Here is a 16924-nt window from a genome sequence, read left to right on the forward strand (position 1 = left end):
CGTGAGCGAAGCGGCCGAAGGCCTGCGGCTGGACAAGTGGCTGTTCTATGCGCGCATCTTCAAGACGCGTGGCTTGGCTGCCGATCGCATCGAAGGCGGCGGCATTCGGGTGAACGGCCAGCCCTGCCGCAAGCCCGGCCGCGCCGTCAGGCCGGGCGACCGGCTGACGGTATCGGCCCATGGGCGGGTGCGCAGCCTGACGATTGCCGGCCTTGCCGACCGCCGCGGACCCGCACCCGAAGCACAGGCGCTGTACATGGAAGACCGTGACGGGTTGATTGATCCGCCCGAAGCGACTAGGTGACAGCCCGAAGATCAAGACAAGAGCGCCCCGATGACCTATGTCGTGACCGACAACTGCATCATGTGCAAGTATACCGACTGCGTTGAAGTATGCCCCGTGGACTGTTTCTACGAGGGCGAGAACACGCTGGTCATCAACCCCGAGGAATGCATCGACTGCGGTGTCTGCGAACCGGAATGCCCCGCGGACGCCATCCGGCCGGATACCGAGCCAGCGATGGAGCAGTGGGTCGAGTTCAACCGCAAGTACTCGGAACAATGGCCGGTGATCACGCGCAAGAAGGACCCGCTGCCGACGGCGGCCGAGATGGACGGACAGTCCGGTAAGCTGGAGCAGTACTTTTCGGAAAAGCCGGGCGAAGGCGACTGATTCGCAGCCCTTCTGCCATGCGGGGTGATGCCGGTCGTGCAACACCCTGTCGTGGCAGACAAAAGGACGTCCCTGTCCGTCACGGCACTTGTGGTGCTTGTGCTTTTTTTGCCGTCATTTTTGTGTTATATTAAATGCAGACGCGCCTCTGACGTCAGTCAGGGGCACTTTTGGTTTCGAGCCAAAGCTGCCGTCCCTCCTGTTCTCCGCCGAACATGAGGCCAAGACAAAACGAAAACTGACCGAAGGTGGCATCCGCCTCCTCCGGCCTTTTGTGCCGGTAACATGGCACGTTCAAAGGAAGCCAGATGTCCAAAGCGAAGAAGAGCGAATTCCGTCCTGACGAGTTCGTCGTTTATCCCGCCCATGGCGTGGGCCGGATCGTGTCTATCGAAGAGCAGGAAGTCGCCGGCCTGCGGCTCGAGATGTTCGTGATCTCGTTCGACAAGGACAAGATGACCTTGCGCGTCCCGACCGCGCGTGCCTCGGAGATCGGCATGCGCAGCCTGTCGACGCCGGATCTGATTGACCGTGCGCTCGAAACGCTGAAGGGCAAGGCCCGTGTCAAGCGCGCGATGTGGTCGCGTCGTGCGCAGGAATACGAACAGAAGATCAACTCGGGCGATCTGATGTCGATTGCCGAGGTCGTGCGCGACCTTCACCGTGCCGACGACCAGCGCGAACAATCCTATTCCGAGCGCCAGCTGTACGAAGCCGCCCTGGACCGCCTGACGCGCGAAGTGGCCGCTGTCGCGGGTCTGGACGAAGGTGGCGCGCAAAAGCGGGTCGAGGACGTCCTGACCTCTCGCGCCGCCTGATCCTGTTATCCTGTTTCGCAAGGGCGTCCTTTCCGGGCGCCCTTTTGCATGAAGTGCCCGTTGTTCCCGGCGTGGACAACGCCCTGCCTGCCGCCTATAACGCCTCCGAATTCATTTAGAACGCTTGAGGCGCAGCATGATCAAGGTTTTCGGCCACACTTCCCCCGACACGGACTCGACCGGTTCTCCCATCATCTGGGCCTGGTATCTGTCCGAGGTTCGCAAGACGCCGGCCGAGCCCATCCTGCAGGGCGAGCCGAACACCGAAGCCTTGTGGATGCTGAACCGCTGGAACCTGGCCAAGCCGCAGATCATCGATGACGTGGTGGCGGGCGACAAATGCGTCATCGTCGACACGAACAACCCCGCGGAACTGCCTGCTTCGCTGGCCGAGGCCGAGGTGATCGAGATCATCGACCACCACCTGCTGGCCGGCGGCATCAAGACCCGCAACCCGATCAACATCACCATCCGCCCGCTGGCCTGCACCGCGACGATCATGCACGACCTGATTGACGAGGACATGTCCCGTGCGCCCGAAGGGGTCAAGGGTGCCATGCTGACCTGCATCCTCTCGGACACGCTGGAATTCCGCAGCCCCACGACCACACCCCATGACCGGGCCGTGGCCGAAAGTCTGGCCGCCGATCTGGGCGTGAACATCCCCGATTTCGCTGCCGCGATGTTTGCCGCGAAATCCGATGTCAGCGCCTTCAGCGAGGCTGCCCTGCTGCGGATGGACAGCAAGGAATACGAACTGGGCGGAAAACAGCTGCGCGTTTCGGTTCTGGAAACCACTGCGCCTCAGGTTCTGCTGAACCGCAAGGATGCTCTTGTGGCGGCCATGCCGGGCGTTGCGGCCGAGGATGGCGCGGATGAGGTCCTGCTGTTCATCATTGACATCCTGCGCGAGGAGGCGACCCTTCTGGTCCCGAACGATTACGTCAGAACGGTGGCGGAGCGCAGCTTTGGCGTGACGGTGACGGGCGACACGGTCGTTCTGCCGGGCGTGATGAGCCGCAAGAAGCAGATCATCCCGGTCCTGGCCGTCTGATGACCCGCATCATCGCCTCGCTGGCCGAAATATCGGCCGGCTATGACGCACTGTTCTGCGACCTGTGGGGATGCCTCCACAACGGCAAGCAGGCCTATCCGGCGGCTGTTGCCGCGCTGCAGGCCTTTCGGGCGCAGAGCGGCAGCGTTTGCTTGATGACCAACGCGCCGCGGCCCAGCCCTTATGTGATCGCGCAACTGGACCGCATGGGCGTGCCACGGGACGCCTGGGATCTTGTCGTCAGTTCGGGCGATGCCGCGCAGGACGCGATGTTCGCAGGCCTTGTGGGCCGCAAGCTGTGGCATATCGGTACGGAAAAGGATCTGGGCTTCTTCAGCGATATTCCTGAGGAATATGCCGATGCCGCACCGATCCAGCTTGTTCCTCTGGAAGAGGCCGAGGGGATCGTCGCCACTGGTCCTTTCGAGGAACTGACCGAAACGCCCGAGGATTACCGCGCTCGTCTGGAGGCCGCACGCGATCGCGGGCTGCCGATGCTTTGCGCGAATCCCGATGTCGTGGTGGACTTGGGGGAAACCCGCATCTATTGCGCAGGTGCGCTGGCCGAGTTCTACGAAAGCATCGGTGGCAAGGCCCTGTATTTCGGCAAGCCCCATACGCCCATTTATGATCGCGCGCGCCGACTGATGGGCCTCAGTCCGCAGGCACGGTGTCTGGCCGTGGGCGACGGCATCGCGACCGACATCCTTGGTGCCGAGCATCAGGGCATCGACTCGGCCTTCGTGACCAGCGGGCTGTTTGCGGATGCCTTCGGGCCGGACGTGATGAACCCCGACCCGTCGCTGTTGGTGGACTGGCTGACGCTGCAGCAGCGCGGCCCCACCTATGCAATCAGCCGTCTCAGATAATCAGCAAGCGCCTGCGGAATATCGCGGGCGTTTTATCCTGTCGGCAATAATATGTCGCAGGCGCGAGGGTTGAAGACATATTTGTTGCCTGACGGTGTCTTGGCTGATAAGTCGGTCAAAGGATGCTGGGCAGGACAAATAAACATCATGATGCTGGACAACCTTCCGCGCGGGACGATCGTCATCGAGGACCTGGAGGTCGGGATGATGCGTTACCTGCAAAAGCAGGTGACGGACCGTGACATCGAGTTGTTTGCCGAGATTTCCACCGACCGCAACCCGGTGCATCTGGATGATGACTATGCCCAAGACACGATCTTCGAAGGCCGCATCGCGCATGGAATGCTGACCGCCGGCCTTGTTTCCGCCGTGATCGGAGAACAGTTGCCGGGTCATGGCACGGTCTATCTGGGGCAGACCCTGAAGTTCATGGCCCCTGTCCGTCCGGGTGACACCGTTCGCGCGGAAGTCGTGGTCGAGACAATCGACCACGCAAAACGGCGGGTCACGCTTGCAACCCGCTGCCTCGTGGGCGATACGCTCGTGCTGAAAGGCGAGGCGGTCGTGCTGGCCCCAAGCCGCAAGTTCGACTGACGGGGCGCGTGTGGCGTCCCATTGGGGGCGCATTGCAGATCCATCGCGACTGGACTGGACTTCCGACCGAGGCGCGGGGCGCTTCGGTTGCCATGGGCAACTTCGACGGTGTCCACAAGGGTCACCGCGCGGTGATCGATGCCGCGCGTGCGGCCTCCGAGGCGCCCTTGGGCATCCTGACCTTTGAGCCTCATCCCCGGCAGTATTTTGCACCCGACGCGCCGCCCTTTCGCCTGATGAACGCCGAGGCGCGGGCAAACCGGCTGGCCCGGCTGGGTGTTCAGCATTTGTATCAGTTGCCGTTCGGCGCCCTGTTGGCCGGGCTGACGCCCGAAGCCTTTGCGCGCGAGGTGCTGGTTCAGGGGCTGGGTGTCGATCATGTCACGGTCGGAGCCGATTTCTGCTTTGGCAAGAACCGGGCGGGAACGGCACAGGTTTTGCAGGATCTGGGGCGTGAGTTCGGCTTTGGCGTCACGATCGTGCCGCTGGTGGGTGCCGAAGAGGGCGAGTTCAGCTCGACCGCGATCCGCCGTGCCTTGTCGCAAGGCCGCACCCATGACGCCGAGCGTATGCTGGGCCATTGGCATCGGATCGAGGGAGAGGTGGTTCACGGCGACAAGCGCGGCCGCGACTTTGGCTGGCCGACCGCCAACATGCGGATGGAGGACCTGCACCTGCCGCGCCTGGGGGTTTATGCGGTGCTGGTCGACGTCCTGACCGGGCCCGAGCGGCTGTCCTGCCAAGGTGTCGCTTCACTGGGGGTGCGTCCGATGTTCGGGGAAAACAAGCCCAATCTTGAAGTGCACCTGTTCGATTTCTCGGGGGACCTTTACGGCCAGCATCTGTCTGTCGCGCTGATCGATTTCCTGCGGGACGAAGCGCGCTTTGACAATGTCGAAGCGCTGATCGACCAGATCGCGCAGGACGCGCAGGACGCGCGGCGCCTGCTGGCGGGGCGGTGATGCGCGACCGGTTCTGGGAATTGCCCCTGCCCAAGCTGACGGGCGAAGAGTGGGAGGCGCTGTGCGACGGTTGCGGCAAATGCTGTCTGAACAAGATCGAGTTCGAGGACACGAACGAGCTGGCCTTCACGCGCGTCGCCTGCAAGCTGCTGGATGGCGAGGCCTGCCGCTGCAGCAGCTATGGGAACCGTCATGATTTCGTGCCCGATTGCGTTGTCCTGACCCCCCGCAAGATCAAGGAAATCGCCTGGTGGCTGCCCTCCACCTGCGCTTACCGTCTGCGTCACGAGGGCAAGCCGCTTTACGACTGGCATCACCTGATCTCGGGTGACAAGGACAGCGTGCACAAGGCCGGCGTCAGCGTGCGCGGCTGGACCGTCAGCGAACTGACCGTCACCGAGGACGACTGGGAAGACCACATCATCGAGGATCTGTCGTGAATTTCGCCTCCGACAACGCTTATGCCGCCCATCCTGCCGTTCTGGCGGCCCTGACAGAGGCGAACGCGGGTGCCATGATGGGCTATGGCGCGGATCCCGTCACCGCCCAGGCCGAAATTGCGATCCGCGAACTGCTCGAAGCGCCCGAGGCCGTTGTCCGTTTCGTGGCAACAGGCACGGCGGCGAATGCCTTGGTCTGCGCGCAGTTGTCGCCACCCCATGGTCGCATCTATTGCCATGACGATGCCCATATCGAGACAAGCGAATGCGGCGCGCCCGAGTTCTTTTCCCACGGCGCCAAGCTGATCACGCTGCCGGGAATGGCGGGCAAGCTGACACCGGAAACCTTGGCCCCCGCAGTTCGCGCAGGCGCAGGTGCCGGGCTGAATGGCGGGCTGAACGCCTTGGTCTCACTGACCAACGCGACCGAATGGGGAACCGTCTATTCTCCGGCCGAAGTGGCTGCCTTGACCGCCGTTGCCCATGAGGGCGGCTTGCCCCTCCACATGGACGGCGCGCGCTTTGCCAATGCCGTGGCCTCGCTTGGTTGTTCGGCGGCGGACCTGACCTGGAGGGCAGGGGTCGATGCCTTGTGTCTGGGCGGGACCAAGAATGGCGCCATGGCAGCCGAGGCGGTGGTGTTCTTTGATCCCGCCCAAGCGCAGGGGCTGGACTATCGCCGCAAGCAGTCGGGGCATGTGTTCTCCAAAAACCGCTTTCTGGCGGCGCAGATGCTGGCACTGGCGACGGATGGCTTGTGGAAGGAACTGGCGGCAACGGCCAATGCCAAGGCCATGATCCTGGGCGAGGCTGTGGTTGCAGGCGGCGGGCAACTGCTGGTCCCGGTGCAGTCGAATGCCGTTTTCGCCACCATTCCTGCCGAAACGCATGCCCGCGCGCGGGCGGCAGGCGCGATCTATCACCTGTGGCCCGACAAATCGGCTGAAGGAATGGACCCTGTTCCCCTGCGTCTGGTCTGCGCATGGGACACGCCGCAGCAGGATGTCGATACCTTGGCAGGCATCCTGCGCGGCTAGGGCCGCAGCGCATCCAGCAGCAGTTGCAAGGCATGCTCGACCGTGGCCTGGCGGACGCGCTGACGTCCGATTGCCCCAAATTCGATTGTTTCCGTCCGGGTGCCATAGGGTTGGGCAACCCCGAAGCATACTCGCCCCTCGGGCTTTTGTTCGGACCCGCCCGGACCGGCAATGCCCGTCACGGCGACAACGATGCCCGCATCGGAATGGCGCAGGGCGCCAGCGGCCATCTCGGCTGCAACCGCTTCGCTGACAGCGCCGTGGGTTTGCAGGGTTTCCGACCGAACACCCAGCATCTGCATCTTGGCATTGTTGGAATAGGTGACAAAACCGCGATCCACGGCATCGGACGATCCGGGAACCTCGGTGAGGGCGCCGACGATCAGACCGCCCGTGCAGCTTTCGGCGGTGGCGATCATGACACCGCGGCCGCGCGCGGCGTCCAGAACCTCGGCTGCCAGTGTCATAGCATCATCGGAATATGAAAGGCCGCCGCCGCGATCATCGTCGCAATGCCCGCGAACAAGCCGGCCCACAAATCATCCAGCATGACGCCTTTGGCGTCATGGCGCCGGTCTGCCCGACCGATGATGCCGGGTTTCCAGATATCGAACAAACGGAAAAACAGGAATGCCGCGACCCAGCCCGGATAAGGAAAGCGATCGACGGGCAGGTCCATCATCCAGAAGCCGAAGGACGGGAACATCAGGGCCAGCCACTGGCCCGCCACCTCGTCGATCACGATTTCGCTGCGGTCGGGATCGGCCATGCCGGCAGTATGCCGCGCGATGGCCCAGAACCCCAGAATGATCACCAGCCCCGTTGCCAATGCCAGCAGCGGGAAATGCCCGATGCGGTGCAGCAGAAGCCCGAGCGCGACTGCGACCGCCGAACCCCAGGTTCCCGGGCCGGGGCGCAGCAACCCCGCGCCGAACCAGATGCAGAGAAGACGTTCCATGGCCTAGTCCTTGATCAGGGTGACGGTCGCGATCGCGGCAATGCCCTCGCGTCGGCCGGTAAAGCCCAGACGCTCGGAGGTGGTGGCCTTGACGCTGACTCGGCCCGCCTCACAGCCGAGGATCGCGGTTAGGCGGTCCTGCATGGCCTGTGCATGAGGACCGATCTTGGGTGCCTCGCAGATCAGCGTGACATCGGCATTGCCCAAGCGAAAGCCCCGGTCGCGTGCCAACCGTGCCGCGTGGTCCAGAAAGAGGCTGCTGTCGGCGCCCTTCCATTGTGGGTCGGACGGAGGAAAGTGCCGACCGATGTCACCCTCGGCCAAGGCGCCGTAAAGGGCATCGGTCAGGGCGTGCATCCCGACATCGGCGTCGGAATGGCCGACCAGCCCAGCGTCATGCGGGATCTGTACCCCGCAAAGCCAGACATGGTTGCCCGGACCAAAGGCATGAACGTCGTAACCATTGCCAAGGCGGATATCCATGTCCCCTCCCAGAATGCGTTCGGCCCGCGCAAAGTCGGCGGGATAGGTGATCTTCAGATTGTCGTCGCTTCCCGGTGTGATGTCGACCGCATGGCCGGCGCGAAGCGCCAGTTCGACATCATCGGCGGCGCCCTCCGGATGGGCACGGTGAGCGTTCGTAATGGCCTCCAGACGAAAACCCTGCGGCGTCTGCGCCCGAAACAATCCGTCGCGTGAGGCGGTGCCGGTCACCTGTCCCCTATCCGCGCGCCACAGTGCGTCCGAGACGGGCAGCGCGGGTGCGGCGGCGGTGGCGCCAGCCTCCAATGCGGCAACGACGCCCCTTATGACATCAGGCGACACCAAGGGACGCGCACCGTCATGGATCAGCACATGGCTGGCCTGCCCCTCCAACGCCAGAAGCCCCGCCAGCACGCTGGCAGAGCGGGTCTCGCCCCCCGTCACCACGGTCAGGGGACCGGCATGACGGGCGATCGCTTCGGCCATGTCGTCGGGGTGAACGACCAGCACGATCCGCTCGAACCCGGCAAAAGCGGCAATGGCGTGATCGAGCACGGTCCGTTCACCCAGCATGCGCCATTGCTTGGGCGGGCCGTCGCCTGCGCGCGTGCCCCGCCCTGCGGCAGTGATCACTGCCGCATAACCCGCAGGTGCGGCAAAGCTCATGCGTGGTCCAGCGTGTCGCCGTGGATCGCCCGGCTGAACGCCGTACGGTACACCTGCACGAGCGAGGCCAAGGGCGCGACATCACTGCCCAAGGTCACGCTGTCGCCGCCGAACCGTCCCACGACGGACACGGGAACGCCCGCCTCGGCCGCGGCGCCAACCAGTGCGTCGGCGGCTTCGGGTGAGCAGGCGATCAGATAACGGGCCTGATCTTCCCCGAACAATTGCGCAATGTCGCCTTGGTCCAAGGCGACGCCAAGGTCTGCGGCGGCGGCCATCTCGAAGGCTGCAAGGGCAAGGCCTCCATCAGACAGGTCGGATGCGGCCCGCAGATGGGTGCGTTGGGCGCGCAGGAACTCGCCGTGCTTGCGCTCGGCTTCCAGATCGACGAAGGGCGCGTCGCCTGCCTCGATGCCGAAGGCTTCGAAGGCAAGGGCCGATTGCTCCAGATGGCCCTTGGTTTCCCCGATGACCAGTGCCAGATCCCCTTCGGCGGCCCGGCCCGCAATCATGTCGTCCAGATCGGGGATCAGGCCGACGCCACCGATCGTGGGGGTTGGCAGGATGCCCTTGCCGTCGGTTTCGTTGTAAAGCGACACGTTGCCCGACACGATCGGAAAGTCGAGTGCCTTGCACGCTTCGCCGATACCCTTGATGGCGCCAACCAGCTGGCCCATGATCTCGGGCTTTTCCGGGTTGCCGAAGTTCAGGTTGTCGGTCGTGGCCAAGGGCTGCGCACCCACGGCGGTCAGGTTGCGGTATGCCTCGGCCACCGCCTGCTTGCCGCCTTCGAAGGGGTTCGCCTTGACGTAGCGCGGGGTCACGTCGCTGGTGAAGGCCAAGGCCTTGCGCGTGCCGTGAACGCGCACGACGCCCGCGCCCATGCCGGGGCGGCGGATCGTGTCGGCACCGACCTGCGTGTCATACTGCTCCCACACCCAAGCCTTGTGGGCGTGGTTCGGGCTGCCGATCAGTGCCTGCAGCGCGGTGATCGGGGTAATGGCAGGCAAGGCAGGGGCGGGCTGGGCAGCGGGCGTTTCCACCCAGGGACGGTCATATTCCGGCGCGCTGGAGGACAGCCTGGACAGCGGCAGGTCAGCCATGACTTCATTGCCGTGCAGGATCAGGAAACGGTCCTCGGGGATCGTCTCGCCTACGATGGCGAAGTCGAGGTCCCATTTTTCAAAGATGGCGCGTGCTTCTGCCTCTTTTTCGGGCTTCAGCACCATCAGCATCCGTTCCTGGGATTCCGACAGCATCATCTCGTAGGCGGTCATGGCGGTTTCGCGTTGCGGCACGTGGTCCAGGACCAGCTTGATGCCAAGGCCTCCCTTGTCGCCCATCTCGACAGCCGAGCAGGTGAGGCCTGCGGCCCCCATGTCCTGAATCGAGATCACGCTGCCCGAGGCCATGAGTTCGAGGCAGGCCTCGAGCAGGCACTTTTCGGTGAAAGGGTCGCCCACCTGCACGGTGGGACGCTTGTCCTCGATCGTGTCGTCGAATTCGGCGCTGGCCATGGTGGCCCCGCCGACGCCGTCGCGGCCGGTCTTGGCGCCCAGATAGACCACCGGCATGCCAACACCCGAGGCGGCGGAATAGAAGATCTTGTCAGCATCGGCCAATCCCGCCGCGAAGGCGTTCACTAGGCAGTTGCCATTGTAGCTGGGGTGAAAACGGACCTCTCCGCCCACGTTCGGGACACCAAAGGCATTGCCATAGGCGCCGATCCCTTCGACCACCCCTTTGACCAGATGCGCGGTCTTGGGATGATCCGGCATGCCGAAGGACAGTGCATCCATGGCGGCGATGGGGCGGGCGCCCATGGTGAAGACATCGCGCAGGATACCGCCCACGCCCGTGGCCGCGCCCTGATGCGGCTCGATATAGCTGGGGTGGTTGTGGCTTTCCATCTTGAAGACCACCGCCTGACCGTCGCCGATATCCACCACGCCTGCGTTTTCGCCGGGTCCGCAGATGACCTGCGGCCCTTCAGTGGGCAAGGTCCGCAGCCATTTCTTCGACGACTTGTAGGAACAATGCTCGTTCCACATCGCGCTGAAGATGCCCAGTTCGGTAAAGCTGGGTTCCCGGCCGATGATTTGCAGGATGCGGTCGTATTCGTCGGGCTTGAGCCCGTGCGCGGCGATCAGTTCGGGTGTGATCGACGGTTCCTGCATGCTACGGCCCTTCCTGCGCGTGAAATCACGCGCCTTTTAGAACCTGTCAGGCGCCATGGAAAGGCAGCCCGGCACAGCGGCAAAAAAAAAGCCGGGCACAAGGCCCGGCCTAAGTCCAACAGGGAGGTAGAAGGTGATGAATGCTTGCGCTGACCACCGCCTTCTTCGACTGATTTATGTGCAGTCTGTGAACGCTTCAAGAGATTAGAGGGTGCGAAACTCGCATAGCCGTCATGCAGTGGCGTAATGGCTACACGTTCCAGTGGAATCGACGGCCAGCAATGCCGTAGCTGCAGGAGCCCGAGCCCTTTTCAGATCATGCCAGACTCGCTCTGGATGCGGCGATAGGCTTGGATTTCCTCCAGCACGAAATCGCGGAAAACGGCCACGCGGCGTGTTTGGCGCAGTTCCTCGGGATAGGCCAGGAATACCGGCACTTCGCCGGACTCGACATCGGGGAAGACGCGGGTCAGATCCGCATGATCGGCCGTCAGGTAGTCGGGCAGAACGCCAATGCCCAGATTGGCCAGAACCGCCTGCAGCACGCCGAAGTAATTGTTGACGGTCAGCGTCGAACCGACATTCTGGGCCATCAGTTCCTGAACAAGACGCGCGCCCGCCGCCACCTGCGGCAGGTCGGGCTTTTGGCAAATCAGGCGATGCTTGCTCAGATCAGCCAGTGTCTCGGGAACGCCATGGGCGGCCAGGTAACTGGGACTGGCATAGAGCCGCATCCGGATGTTCAGCAGCCGGCGCCGGATCAGGTCCGACTGGCTGGGCTCCTTCATGCGGATCGCCACGTCGGCTTCACGCATCGGCAGGTCCAGCACGCGTTCTTCCAACATGAGGTCGATGCGCAGATCGGGAAATTTCTCATAAAGCTTGACCAGGCGCGGGGCCAGCCACAGCGTTCCGAACCCCACGGTGGCCGTGACCTTCAATTCGCCGAAGACGTTCTCTTCGCTGTCACGGATCCGGGCCGAGGCGCTGTCCAGCTTGCGCGCCATGGCCGAGGTGGCCTCGAACAGAAGTTCGCCCTGTTCGGTCAGAATCAGTCCGCGGGCGTGACGGTGGAAAAGCGTGGTTCCCAACGACTCTTCCAGCGCGCGGATCTGCCGGCTGACGGCAGACTGCGACAGGTGTAGGGTGTCCCCTGCATGGGTCAGGCTTCCCGCATCGGCCACCGCGTGAAAGATTCTGAGCTTGTCCCAGTCCATTCCTTTACAATCCTGTCATATCAGCCATGCGAAATTTGCAGACCTGTCTTCACCTGCGACCCCTGCACAGCCACGTCAAGAACAGATTTTTATGTTCTTCGGTCAGCCATTCTGACCTATACTGGCCGGGGGAGCCGTCAGGTACAGGAGGAGAGTCAACATGAGCAAGCAGGAATTCTCGTTGGCCGATCGATTTGATCTGTCGAAATCACACGTGTTGTTGAACGGAACGCAGGCATTGGTCCGGCTGATGCTCATGCAATCGGCACGCGACAAAGCCGCCGGGCTCGATACGGCGGGGCTGGTGACGGGGTATCGCGGATCGCCCTTGGGCGGGGTCGACCTGCAGATGATGCGCGAGGCCAAGCGTCTGGCCGATGCGCAGGTCCGCTTTCAGCCCGGCCTGAACGAGGATCTTGCCGCCACCGCGATCTGGGGCAGCCAGCAGGCGGAACTGCGGGGCGAAGGCCGCCATGACGGCGTCTTTGCCTTGTGGTACGGCAAGGGGCCGGGCGTGGACCGCACGGGCGATGTGATGCGACATGCGAACATGGCCGGATCGTCGCGTCACGGCGGCGTCGTGATGGCCATGGGTGACGATCACACGGGCGAAAGTTCCACCGTTCTGCACCAGTCGGATTGGGCGATGATCGACGCCTACATTCCCGTCCTGTCGCCTGCCGGTGTGCAGGAAATTCTGGATTATGGACTTTATGGTTTTGCGTTGTCCCGCTATGCAGGCGTCTGGACCGGGTTGAAGACCATGAAGGATACGGTCGAGGCCACATCGGTGGTGAACGGCGATCCTCAGCGCCTGACGTTCACGATGCCCCGCGATTTTCCGATGCCGGAGGGTGGGCTGAACATCCGCCTTGGAGATACTCCGGTCGCGCAAGAGGCGCGGATGATCGATCACAAGCGATGGGCAGCCGAAGCCTTCAGCCGTGCCAATCGCATTGACCACCGCGTCTGGGGCAAGCCCGCTGCCAAGATCGGCTTCGTGGCCGCAGGCAAGAACTGGCTGGATTTGGTGCACGCCCTGTCACTGCTGGGCATCACCGAGGCGGAGGCGGAGCGCCTCGGACTGACGACCTACAAGGTTGGGCAGACCTGGCCCATGGACATGAAGTCCATCCAGGAATGGTCCGAGAACCTGGAGGTGATCGTCTGCATCGAGGAAAAGCGCAAGCTGATCGAGGTGCAGCTGAAGGAAGCCATCTTTGACAATCGCCGGGGTCGCCGCGTTCACGGCTGGAAGCATGACCGGACGGGGGAGGAACTGTTCCCGACGCGCTATGCGCTTGACCCGGTGATGGTGGCGCAGAAGATCGGTGGCATCCTGATCGAGGAAGGGCGCGGCACCGAACATATCCGTGCGGGGCTGCAGCGCCTGAACGAAGTGCGCCGCAATGACAACGCCCCTGAGATTGCGACCAGAACCCCATGGTTTTGTTCTGGATGCCCGCACAACAGTTCAACCCGTCTGCCCGAAGGAAGCCGGGCCTATGCGGGGATAGGCTGTCATTACATGGTCCAGTGGATGGGGCGCGACACCGAAGGCTTCACCCAGATGGGTGGCGAAGGAGCGAACTGGATCGGCGAAGCGCCGTTCAGCAAAAGAAGCCATATCTTTCAAAATCTTGGTGACGGAACCTATAACCATTCGGGGGTCTTGGCGATCCGCGCGGCTTTGGCTGCCAGCACCAACATCACCTACAAGATCCTTTATAACGATGCCGTGGCCATGACAGGCGGGCAGCCCAATGAAGGAGGCCTGACTGCGCCTCAGATCGCGCGGGAACTGGTGGCCATGGGTGTCGATCCGGTCGTGGTCGTGCATGACCAGAAGGAAGAGGTCGATCCGTCCCTGTTCCCCAAGGGCCTGCGTTTCGAGGAGCGGGCCGAGATGATGGCCGTGCAGCGCGACCTCGAGCAGGTTTCGGGGGTCAGCGCCATCCTGTATGTCCAGACCTGCGCAGCGGAAAAACGGCGGCGGCGCAAGAAGGGACAGTTTCCCGACCCGGATCGCCGCATCTGGATCAATCCGGAGGTCTGCGAGGGCTGCGGTGACTGTTCCGTTCAGTCGAACTGCGTGTCGATCGTGCCGTTGGACACGGAGCTGGGGCGCAAGCGACAGATCGACCAGTCCAGCTGCAACAAGGACTACAGCTGCGTGCAGGGCTTCTGCCCCAGCTTTGTTTCGGTTCGGGGCGGGACTCTGCGCAAACCCAGGGCCGAGGCCTTCGAGCTGCCGCCCTTGCCCGCCCCTGAACTGCCGGCGATCAACGGCACGCATAACGTTGTCATGACCGGCGTGGGCGGAACGGGCGTGGTGACCATCGGTGCCGTGCTGGCGCAGGCCGCCCATATTGACGGGAAGGGGGCCGGCATGATGGAAATGGCGGGCTTGGCACAAAAGGGCGGCGCGGTGCATATCCACCTGCGGCTGGCCAACCGTCCCGAAGATATCAGTGCCATCCGCGTGGCGACGGGCGAGGCGGATTGCGTGATCGGCGGCGATCTGGTGGTGACGGCGGGGGCCAAGACCGTCGGCCTGATGACGCAAGGGCGCACTGGCGCCGTGGTCAACGACCACGAGATCATTACCGGCGATTTTACCCGCTTTCGTGATTTTCAGGTTCCGTCCGACCGGCTGCGCTTGTCGCTGGAAGCGCGGCTGAAGGAAAAGGTCGTGTTCCTCGACGCCAGCGAACTGGCGCTGCGCATGTTGGGGGACTCCATTTATGCCAACATGCTGGTGTTGGGCGCGTGCTGGCAGCGGGGCCTGATTCCGCTGTCTGAAGCCGCGATCATGGAGGCGATCCGCCTGAACGGTGCCAAGGTGGCTGAGAACCAGCGCGCCTTCCAGATCGGCCGGTGGGCGATGGTGCATCCTGATCAGGCGCGCAAGCCTGCGGACGTGACGCCGCTGCCTATTGATCCGGTCGAATATCGTGCGGCCCGGCTGGTCGGCTATCAAGGCAGGCGGTTGTCGAGGCGCTATCGCAAGCTTGTCGATGCCGCACCTGCGCCGCTGCGCGAAAGCGTTGCAAGAAGCTATTACAAGTTGTTGGCTTACAAGGACGAATATGAGGTGGCGCGGCTGCATCTGTTGACGGCTGAGCAGGTGGCGGCGCAATGGGAGGGGGATGTAAGGCTGTCCCTGCACATGGCCCCTCCAGTCTTGGGCGGTAAGGACGCGAACGGACGGCCGAAGAAGCGTGAGTTCGGCCCATGGATGCTGCGCAGCTTTTACATTCTGGCAGGCATGAAAGGGCTGCGCGGCACCCTTTTCGATCCCTTTGGCTATGGCGCCGAGCGCAAGCGCGAGCGTGCCATGATCCGGCAGTTCGAGAGTGACATGGGCGAAATCTTTGCCCATGTCACAGATGCGACCATGCCCGTGGCGATCGAACTGGCCGGACTGCCGCTGACGGTGCGCGGCTATGGCCCGGTCAAGGACGAGGCGGCGGACCGCGCGGAGGAACGCCGCGCGGAGTTGCTGGCGCAGTTCCGCGCCGGACAGGCACCCATCCGTGAAGCCGCTGAATGATCTGAATCATTTTCAAAGCGCGCGTGTCGCCCTATGAAGGGCGGCACGCGGTGCAGGAGATGACGGATGGCAGTGGGCGTTTTCGATTCAGGGCTGGGTGGTTTGACGGTGCATCAGGCCATCGCCGCACGTTTGCCTGATCTTCCGCTGGTCTATCTGGGGGACAATGCCCATGCGCCTTATGGGGTTCGCACTGCCGACGATATCTATGCGCTGACCTGCGCCGGGGTCGAGAGGCTTTGGGCCGAGGGCTGCGACCTGGTGATCCTGGCCTGCAACACAGCCAGTGCGGCGGCGTTGCGGCGCATGCAGGAAACGTGGCTGCCCGAGGGCAAGCGGGTTCTGGGTGTTTTTGTCCCGATGATCGAAGCGTTGACCGAGCGTGCCTGGGGTGACAATTCGCCGCCCCGCCGCGTGGCGGTGAACAACGTGGCGCTGTTCGCCACCCCGGCAACCGTGGCCAGCCGCGCGTTCCAGCGCGAACTGGCATTCCGCGCCGTCGGTGTCGATGTCGAGGCACAGCCATGCGGTGGCGTTGTCGATGCCATTGAAATGGGTGATGAAATTCTGGCCGAGGCGCTGGTCGGCAGCCATGTGGAGGCCTTGTTGCGCCGGATGCCTTATCCCGAGGCTGCGGTGCTTGGCTGCACGCATTATCCGTTGGTCGAAGACGCCTTCAAGCGCGCGCTTGGCCCCAAGGTTGCCGTTTACAGCCAGGCAGGGCTGGTTGCGGAAAGTCTGGCGGATTATCTGACGCGCAGGCCCGAGTTCATTGGTGCCGGAACGGAAGCGAAATATCTGACAACTGGCGACCCGGAGCGGGTGTCCGGCAAGGCGACGCAGTTCCTGCGACGCTCGATCCGCTTCGAGGCTGCCTGAGGGAGGTTGACACATGGCCGGCATGAAATCGCTGAAAAAGCAGCGCCGTATTCAGGTTCTTGCGGCGGCCACGGTTGCCTTGATGGCTGCTGTTGGGCTGATTGGCTATGGCTTCAGCGACGGAATCAACCTTTACCGTTCACCTACTCAGGTCACCGAGGTGGCGCCCGAGCCGGAAGAGTTCTTCCAGCTGGGCGGGCTGGTCAAGGAAGGGTCCATCGTCAATGGTGACGGTGTCGCCTTCGACTTTGTCATCACCGACGGTGCCGCCGAGATCCCGGTGTCTTATGTCGGCGGCGATCCACGTCCGGATCTGTTTACCGAGGGGCAGGGCACCATCGCCAAGGGCTGGTATCGCAACGGACGTTTCGAGGCACGCGACCTGCTGGCCAAGCATGACGAGACCTATATGCCACGCGAGGTGGTTGAAACGCTGAAGCAGACCGGCGTGTACCAGCAGCCTGGCAGTTGATGCAACGCACGCAGGATTAACAGGACGTTAACTGCTGCGCGTCAGCTTGTTCCCCATGCGGCCGATGGCAGG

Annotated in this window: 17 protein-coding genes; 12 read left to right on the forward strand and 5 right to left on the reverse strand. The window is 63.2% G+C overall.

The genetic code is table 11. The features are described from left to right. Position 1 precedes the first annotated feature (1 nt). From ACLHHB_RS06975 to ACLHHB_RS07015, 9 genes are all read left to right on the forward strand, one after another. A complete protein-coding gene (locus tag ACLHHB_RS06975) occupies positions 2-304 on the forward strand; it encodes an RNA-binding S4 domain-containing protein (RefSeq protein WP_410217554.1) in 303 nt (100 codons plus the stop codon). 30 nt (positions 305-334) lie between these two features. After that, positions 335-673 carry a ferredoxin FdxA gene (gene fdxA / locus ACLHHB_RS06980; RefSeq protein WP_410217555.1) on the forward strand — a complete coding sequence of 113 codons (339 nt, stop codon included), beginning with the start codon at positions 335-337 and terminating at the stop codon, positions 671-673. A 308-nt stretch (positions 674-981) separates the two neighbouring features. Beyond that, complete coding sequence (locus ACLHHB_RS06985; protein WP_410217556.1) at positions 982-1491, forward strand: CarD family transcriptional regulator; 510 nt, start codon at positions 982-984, stop codon at positions 1489-1491. A gap of 136 nt (positions 1492-1627) precedes the next feature. Then, complete coding sequence (locus ACLHHB_RS06990; protein WP_410217557.1) at positions 1628-2545, forward strand: manganese-dependent inorganic pyrophosphatase; 918 nt, start codon at positions 1628-1630, stop codon at positions 2543-2545. Further along, the gene (locus ACLHHB_RS06995; RefSeq protein WP_410217558.1) at positions 2545-3414 is read left to right on the forward strand and encodes a TIGR01459 family HAD-type hydrolase; all 870 of its coding nucleotides are present in this window, start codon (positions 2545-2547) and stop codon (positions 3412-3414) included. Before ACLHHB_RS06990 ends, ACLHHB_RS06995 begins: the two co-directional genes overlap by 1 nt. Before the next feature lie 150 nt (positions 3415-3564). Then, positions 3565-4008, forward strand: coding sequence for a MaoC family dehydratase (locus tag ACLHHB_RS07000; RefSeq protein WP_410217607.1), 444 nt, complete (start codon positions 3565-3567; stop codon positions 4006-4008). 32 nt (positions 4009-4040) lie between these two features. Further along, complete coding sequence (locus tag ACLHHB_RS07005; RefSeq protein WP_410217608.1) at positions 4041-4970, forward strand: bifunctional riboflavin kinase/FAD synthetase; 930 nt, start codon at positions 4041-4043, stop codon at positions 4968-4970. Further along, positions 4970-5410 (forward strand): YcgN family cysteine cluster protein, encoded by a 441-nt coding sequence (locus ACLHHB_RS07010; RefSeq protein ID WP_410217559.1) that lies wholly within the window; start codon positions 4970-4972, stop codon positions 5408-5410. Before ACLHHB_RS07005 ends, ACLHHB_RS07010 begins: the two co-directional genes overlap by 1 nt. Then, complete coding sequence (locus tag ACLHHB_RS07015) at positions 5407-6447, forward strand: threonine aldolase family protein (RefSeq protein ID WP_410217560.1); 1041 nt, start codon at positions 5407-5409, stop codon at positions 6445-6447. The genes ACLHHB_RS07010 and ACLHHB_RS07015 overlap by 4 nt, the downstream gene beginning before the upstream one ends. On the opposite strand, the gene ACLHHB_RS07020 is transcribed toward ACLHHB_RS07015, so the two are convergent. The 5 genes from ACLHHB_RS07020 to ACLHHB_RS07040 all read right to left on the reverse strand — a co-directional run bounded on the left by ACLHHB_RS07020 (position 6444) and on the right by ACLHHB_RS07040 (position 11948). Next, positions 6444-6914 carry a CinA family protein gene (locus ACLHHB_RS07020; protein WP_410217561.1) on the reverse strand — a complete coding sequence of 157 codons (471 nt, stop codon included), beginning with the start codon at positions 6912-6914 and terminating at the stop codon, positions 6444-6446. The two genes, ACLHHB_RS07015 and ACLHHB_RS07020, sit on opposite strands and share 4 nt — an antisense overlap. After that, positions 6911-7405 (reverse strand): phosphatidylglycerophosphatase A, encoded by a 495-nt coding sequence (locus ACLHHB_RS07025; protein WP_410217562.1) that lies wholly within the window; start codon positions 7403-7405, stop codon positions 6911-6913. The genes ACLHHB_RS07020 and ACLHHB_RS07025 overlap by 4 nt, the downstream gene beginning before the upstream one ends. Before the next feature lie 3 nt (positions 7406-7408). Then, complete coding sequence (locus ACLHHB_RS07030) at positions 7409-8554, reverse strand: bifunctional 2-C-methyl-D-erythritol 4-phosphate cytidylyltransferase/2-C-methyl-D-erythritol 2,4-cyclodiphosphate synthase (protein ID WP_410217563.1); 1146 nt, start codon at positions 8552-8554, stop codon at positions 7409-7411. Continuing rightward, on the reverse strand, positions 8551-10731 hold the full coding sequence (gene purL / locus ACLHHB_RS07035) for a phosphoribosylformylglycinamidine synthase subunit PurL (RefSeq protein WP_410217564.1): 2181 nt from the start codon (positions 10729-10731) through the stop codon (positions 8551-8553). The genes ACLHHB_RS07030 and purL overlap by 4 nt, the downstream gene beginning before the upstream one ends. 311 nt (positions 10732-11042) lie before the next feature. Next, positions 11043-11948, reverse strand: coding sequence for a LysR family transcriptional regulator (locus ACLHHB_RS07040; RefSeq protein WP_410217565.1), 906 nt, complete (start codon positions 11946-11948; stop codon positions 11043-11045). A gap of 160 nt (positions 11949-12108) precedes the next feature. Here ACLHHB_RS07040 and ACLHHB_RS07045 point away from each other — a divergent pair, with 160 nt between their 5' ends. The 3 genes from ACLHHB_RS07045 (at position 12109) to ccmE (ending at position 16852) form a co-directional block, all read left to right on the forward strand. Further along, a complete protein-coding gene (locus ACLHHB_RS07045) occupies positions 12109-15501 on the forward strand; it encodes an indolepyruvate ferredoxin oxidoreductase family protein (RefSeq protein WP_410217566.1) in 3393 nt (1130 codons plus the stop codon). A gap of 66 nt (positions 15502-15567) precedes the next feature. Beyond that, a complete protein-coding gene (locus ACLHHB_RS07050) occupies positions 15568-16380 on the forward strand; it encodes a glutamate racemase (protein ID WP_410217567.1) in 813 nt (270 codons plus the stop codon). A 22-nt stretch (positions 16381-16402) separates the two neighbouring features. Next, the gene (gene ccmE / locus ACLHHB_RS07055; protein ID WP_410217609.1) at positions 16403-16852 is read left to right on the forward strand and encodes a cytochrome c maturation protein CcmE; all 450 of its coding nucleotides are present in this window, start codon (positions 16403-16405) and stop codon (positions 16850-16852) included. The last annotated feature ends 72 nt before the right edge of the window (positions 16853-16924 follow it).

Origin of the sequence: Paracoccus sp. (in: a-proteobacteria) (assembly GCF_046462195.1) — a bacterium.
In the GTDB taxonomy this organism is placed as follows: domain Bacteria; phylum Pseudomonadota; class Alphaproteobacteria; order Rhodobacterales; family Rhodobacteraceae; genus Paracoccus.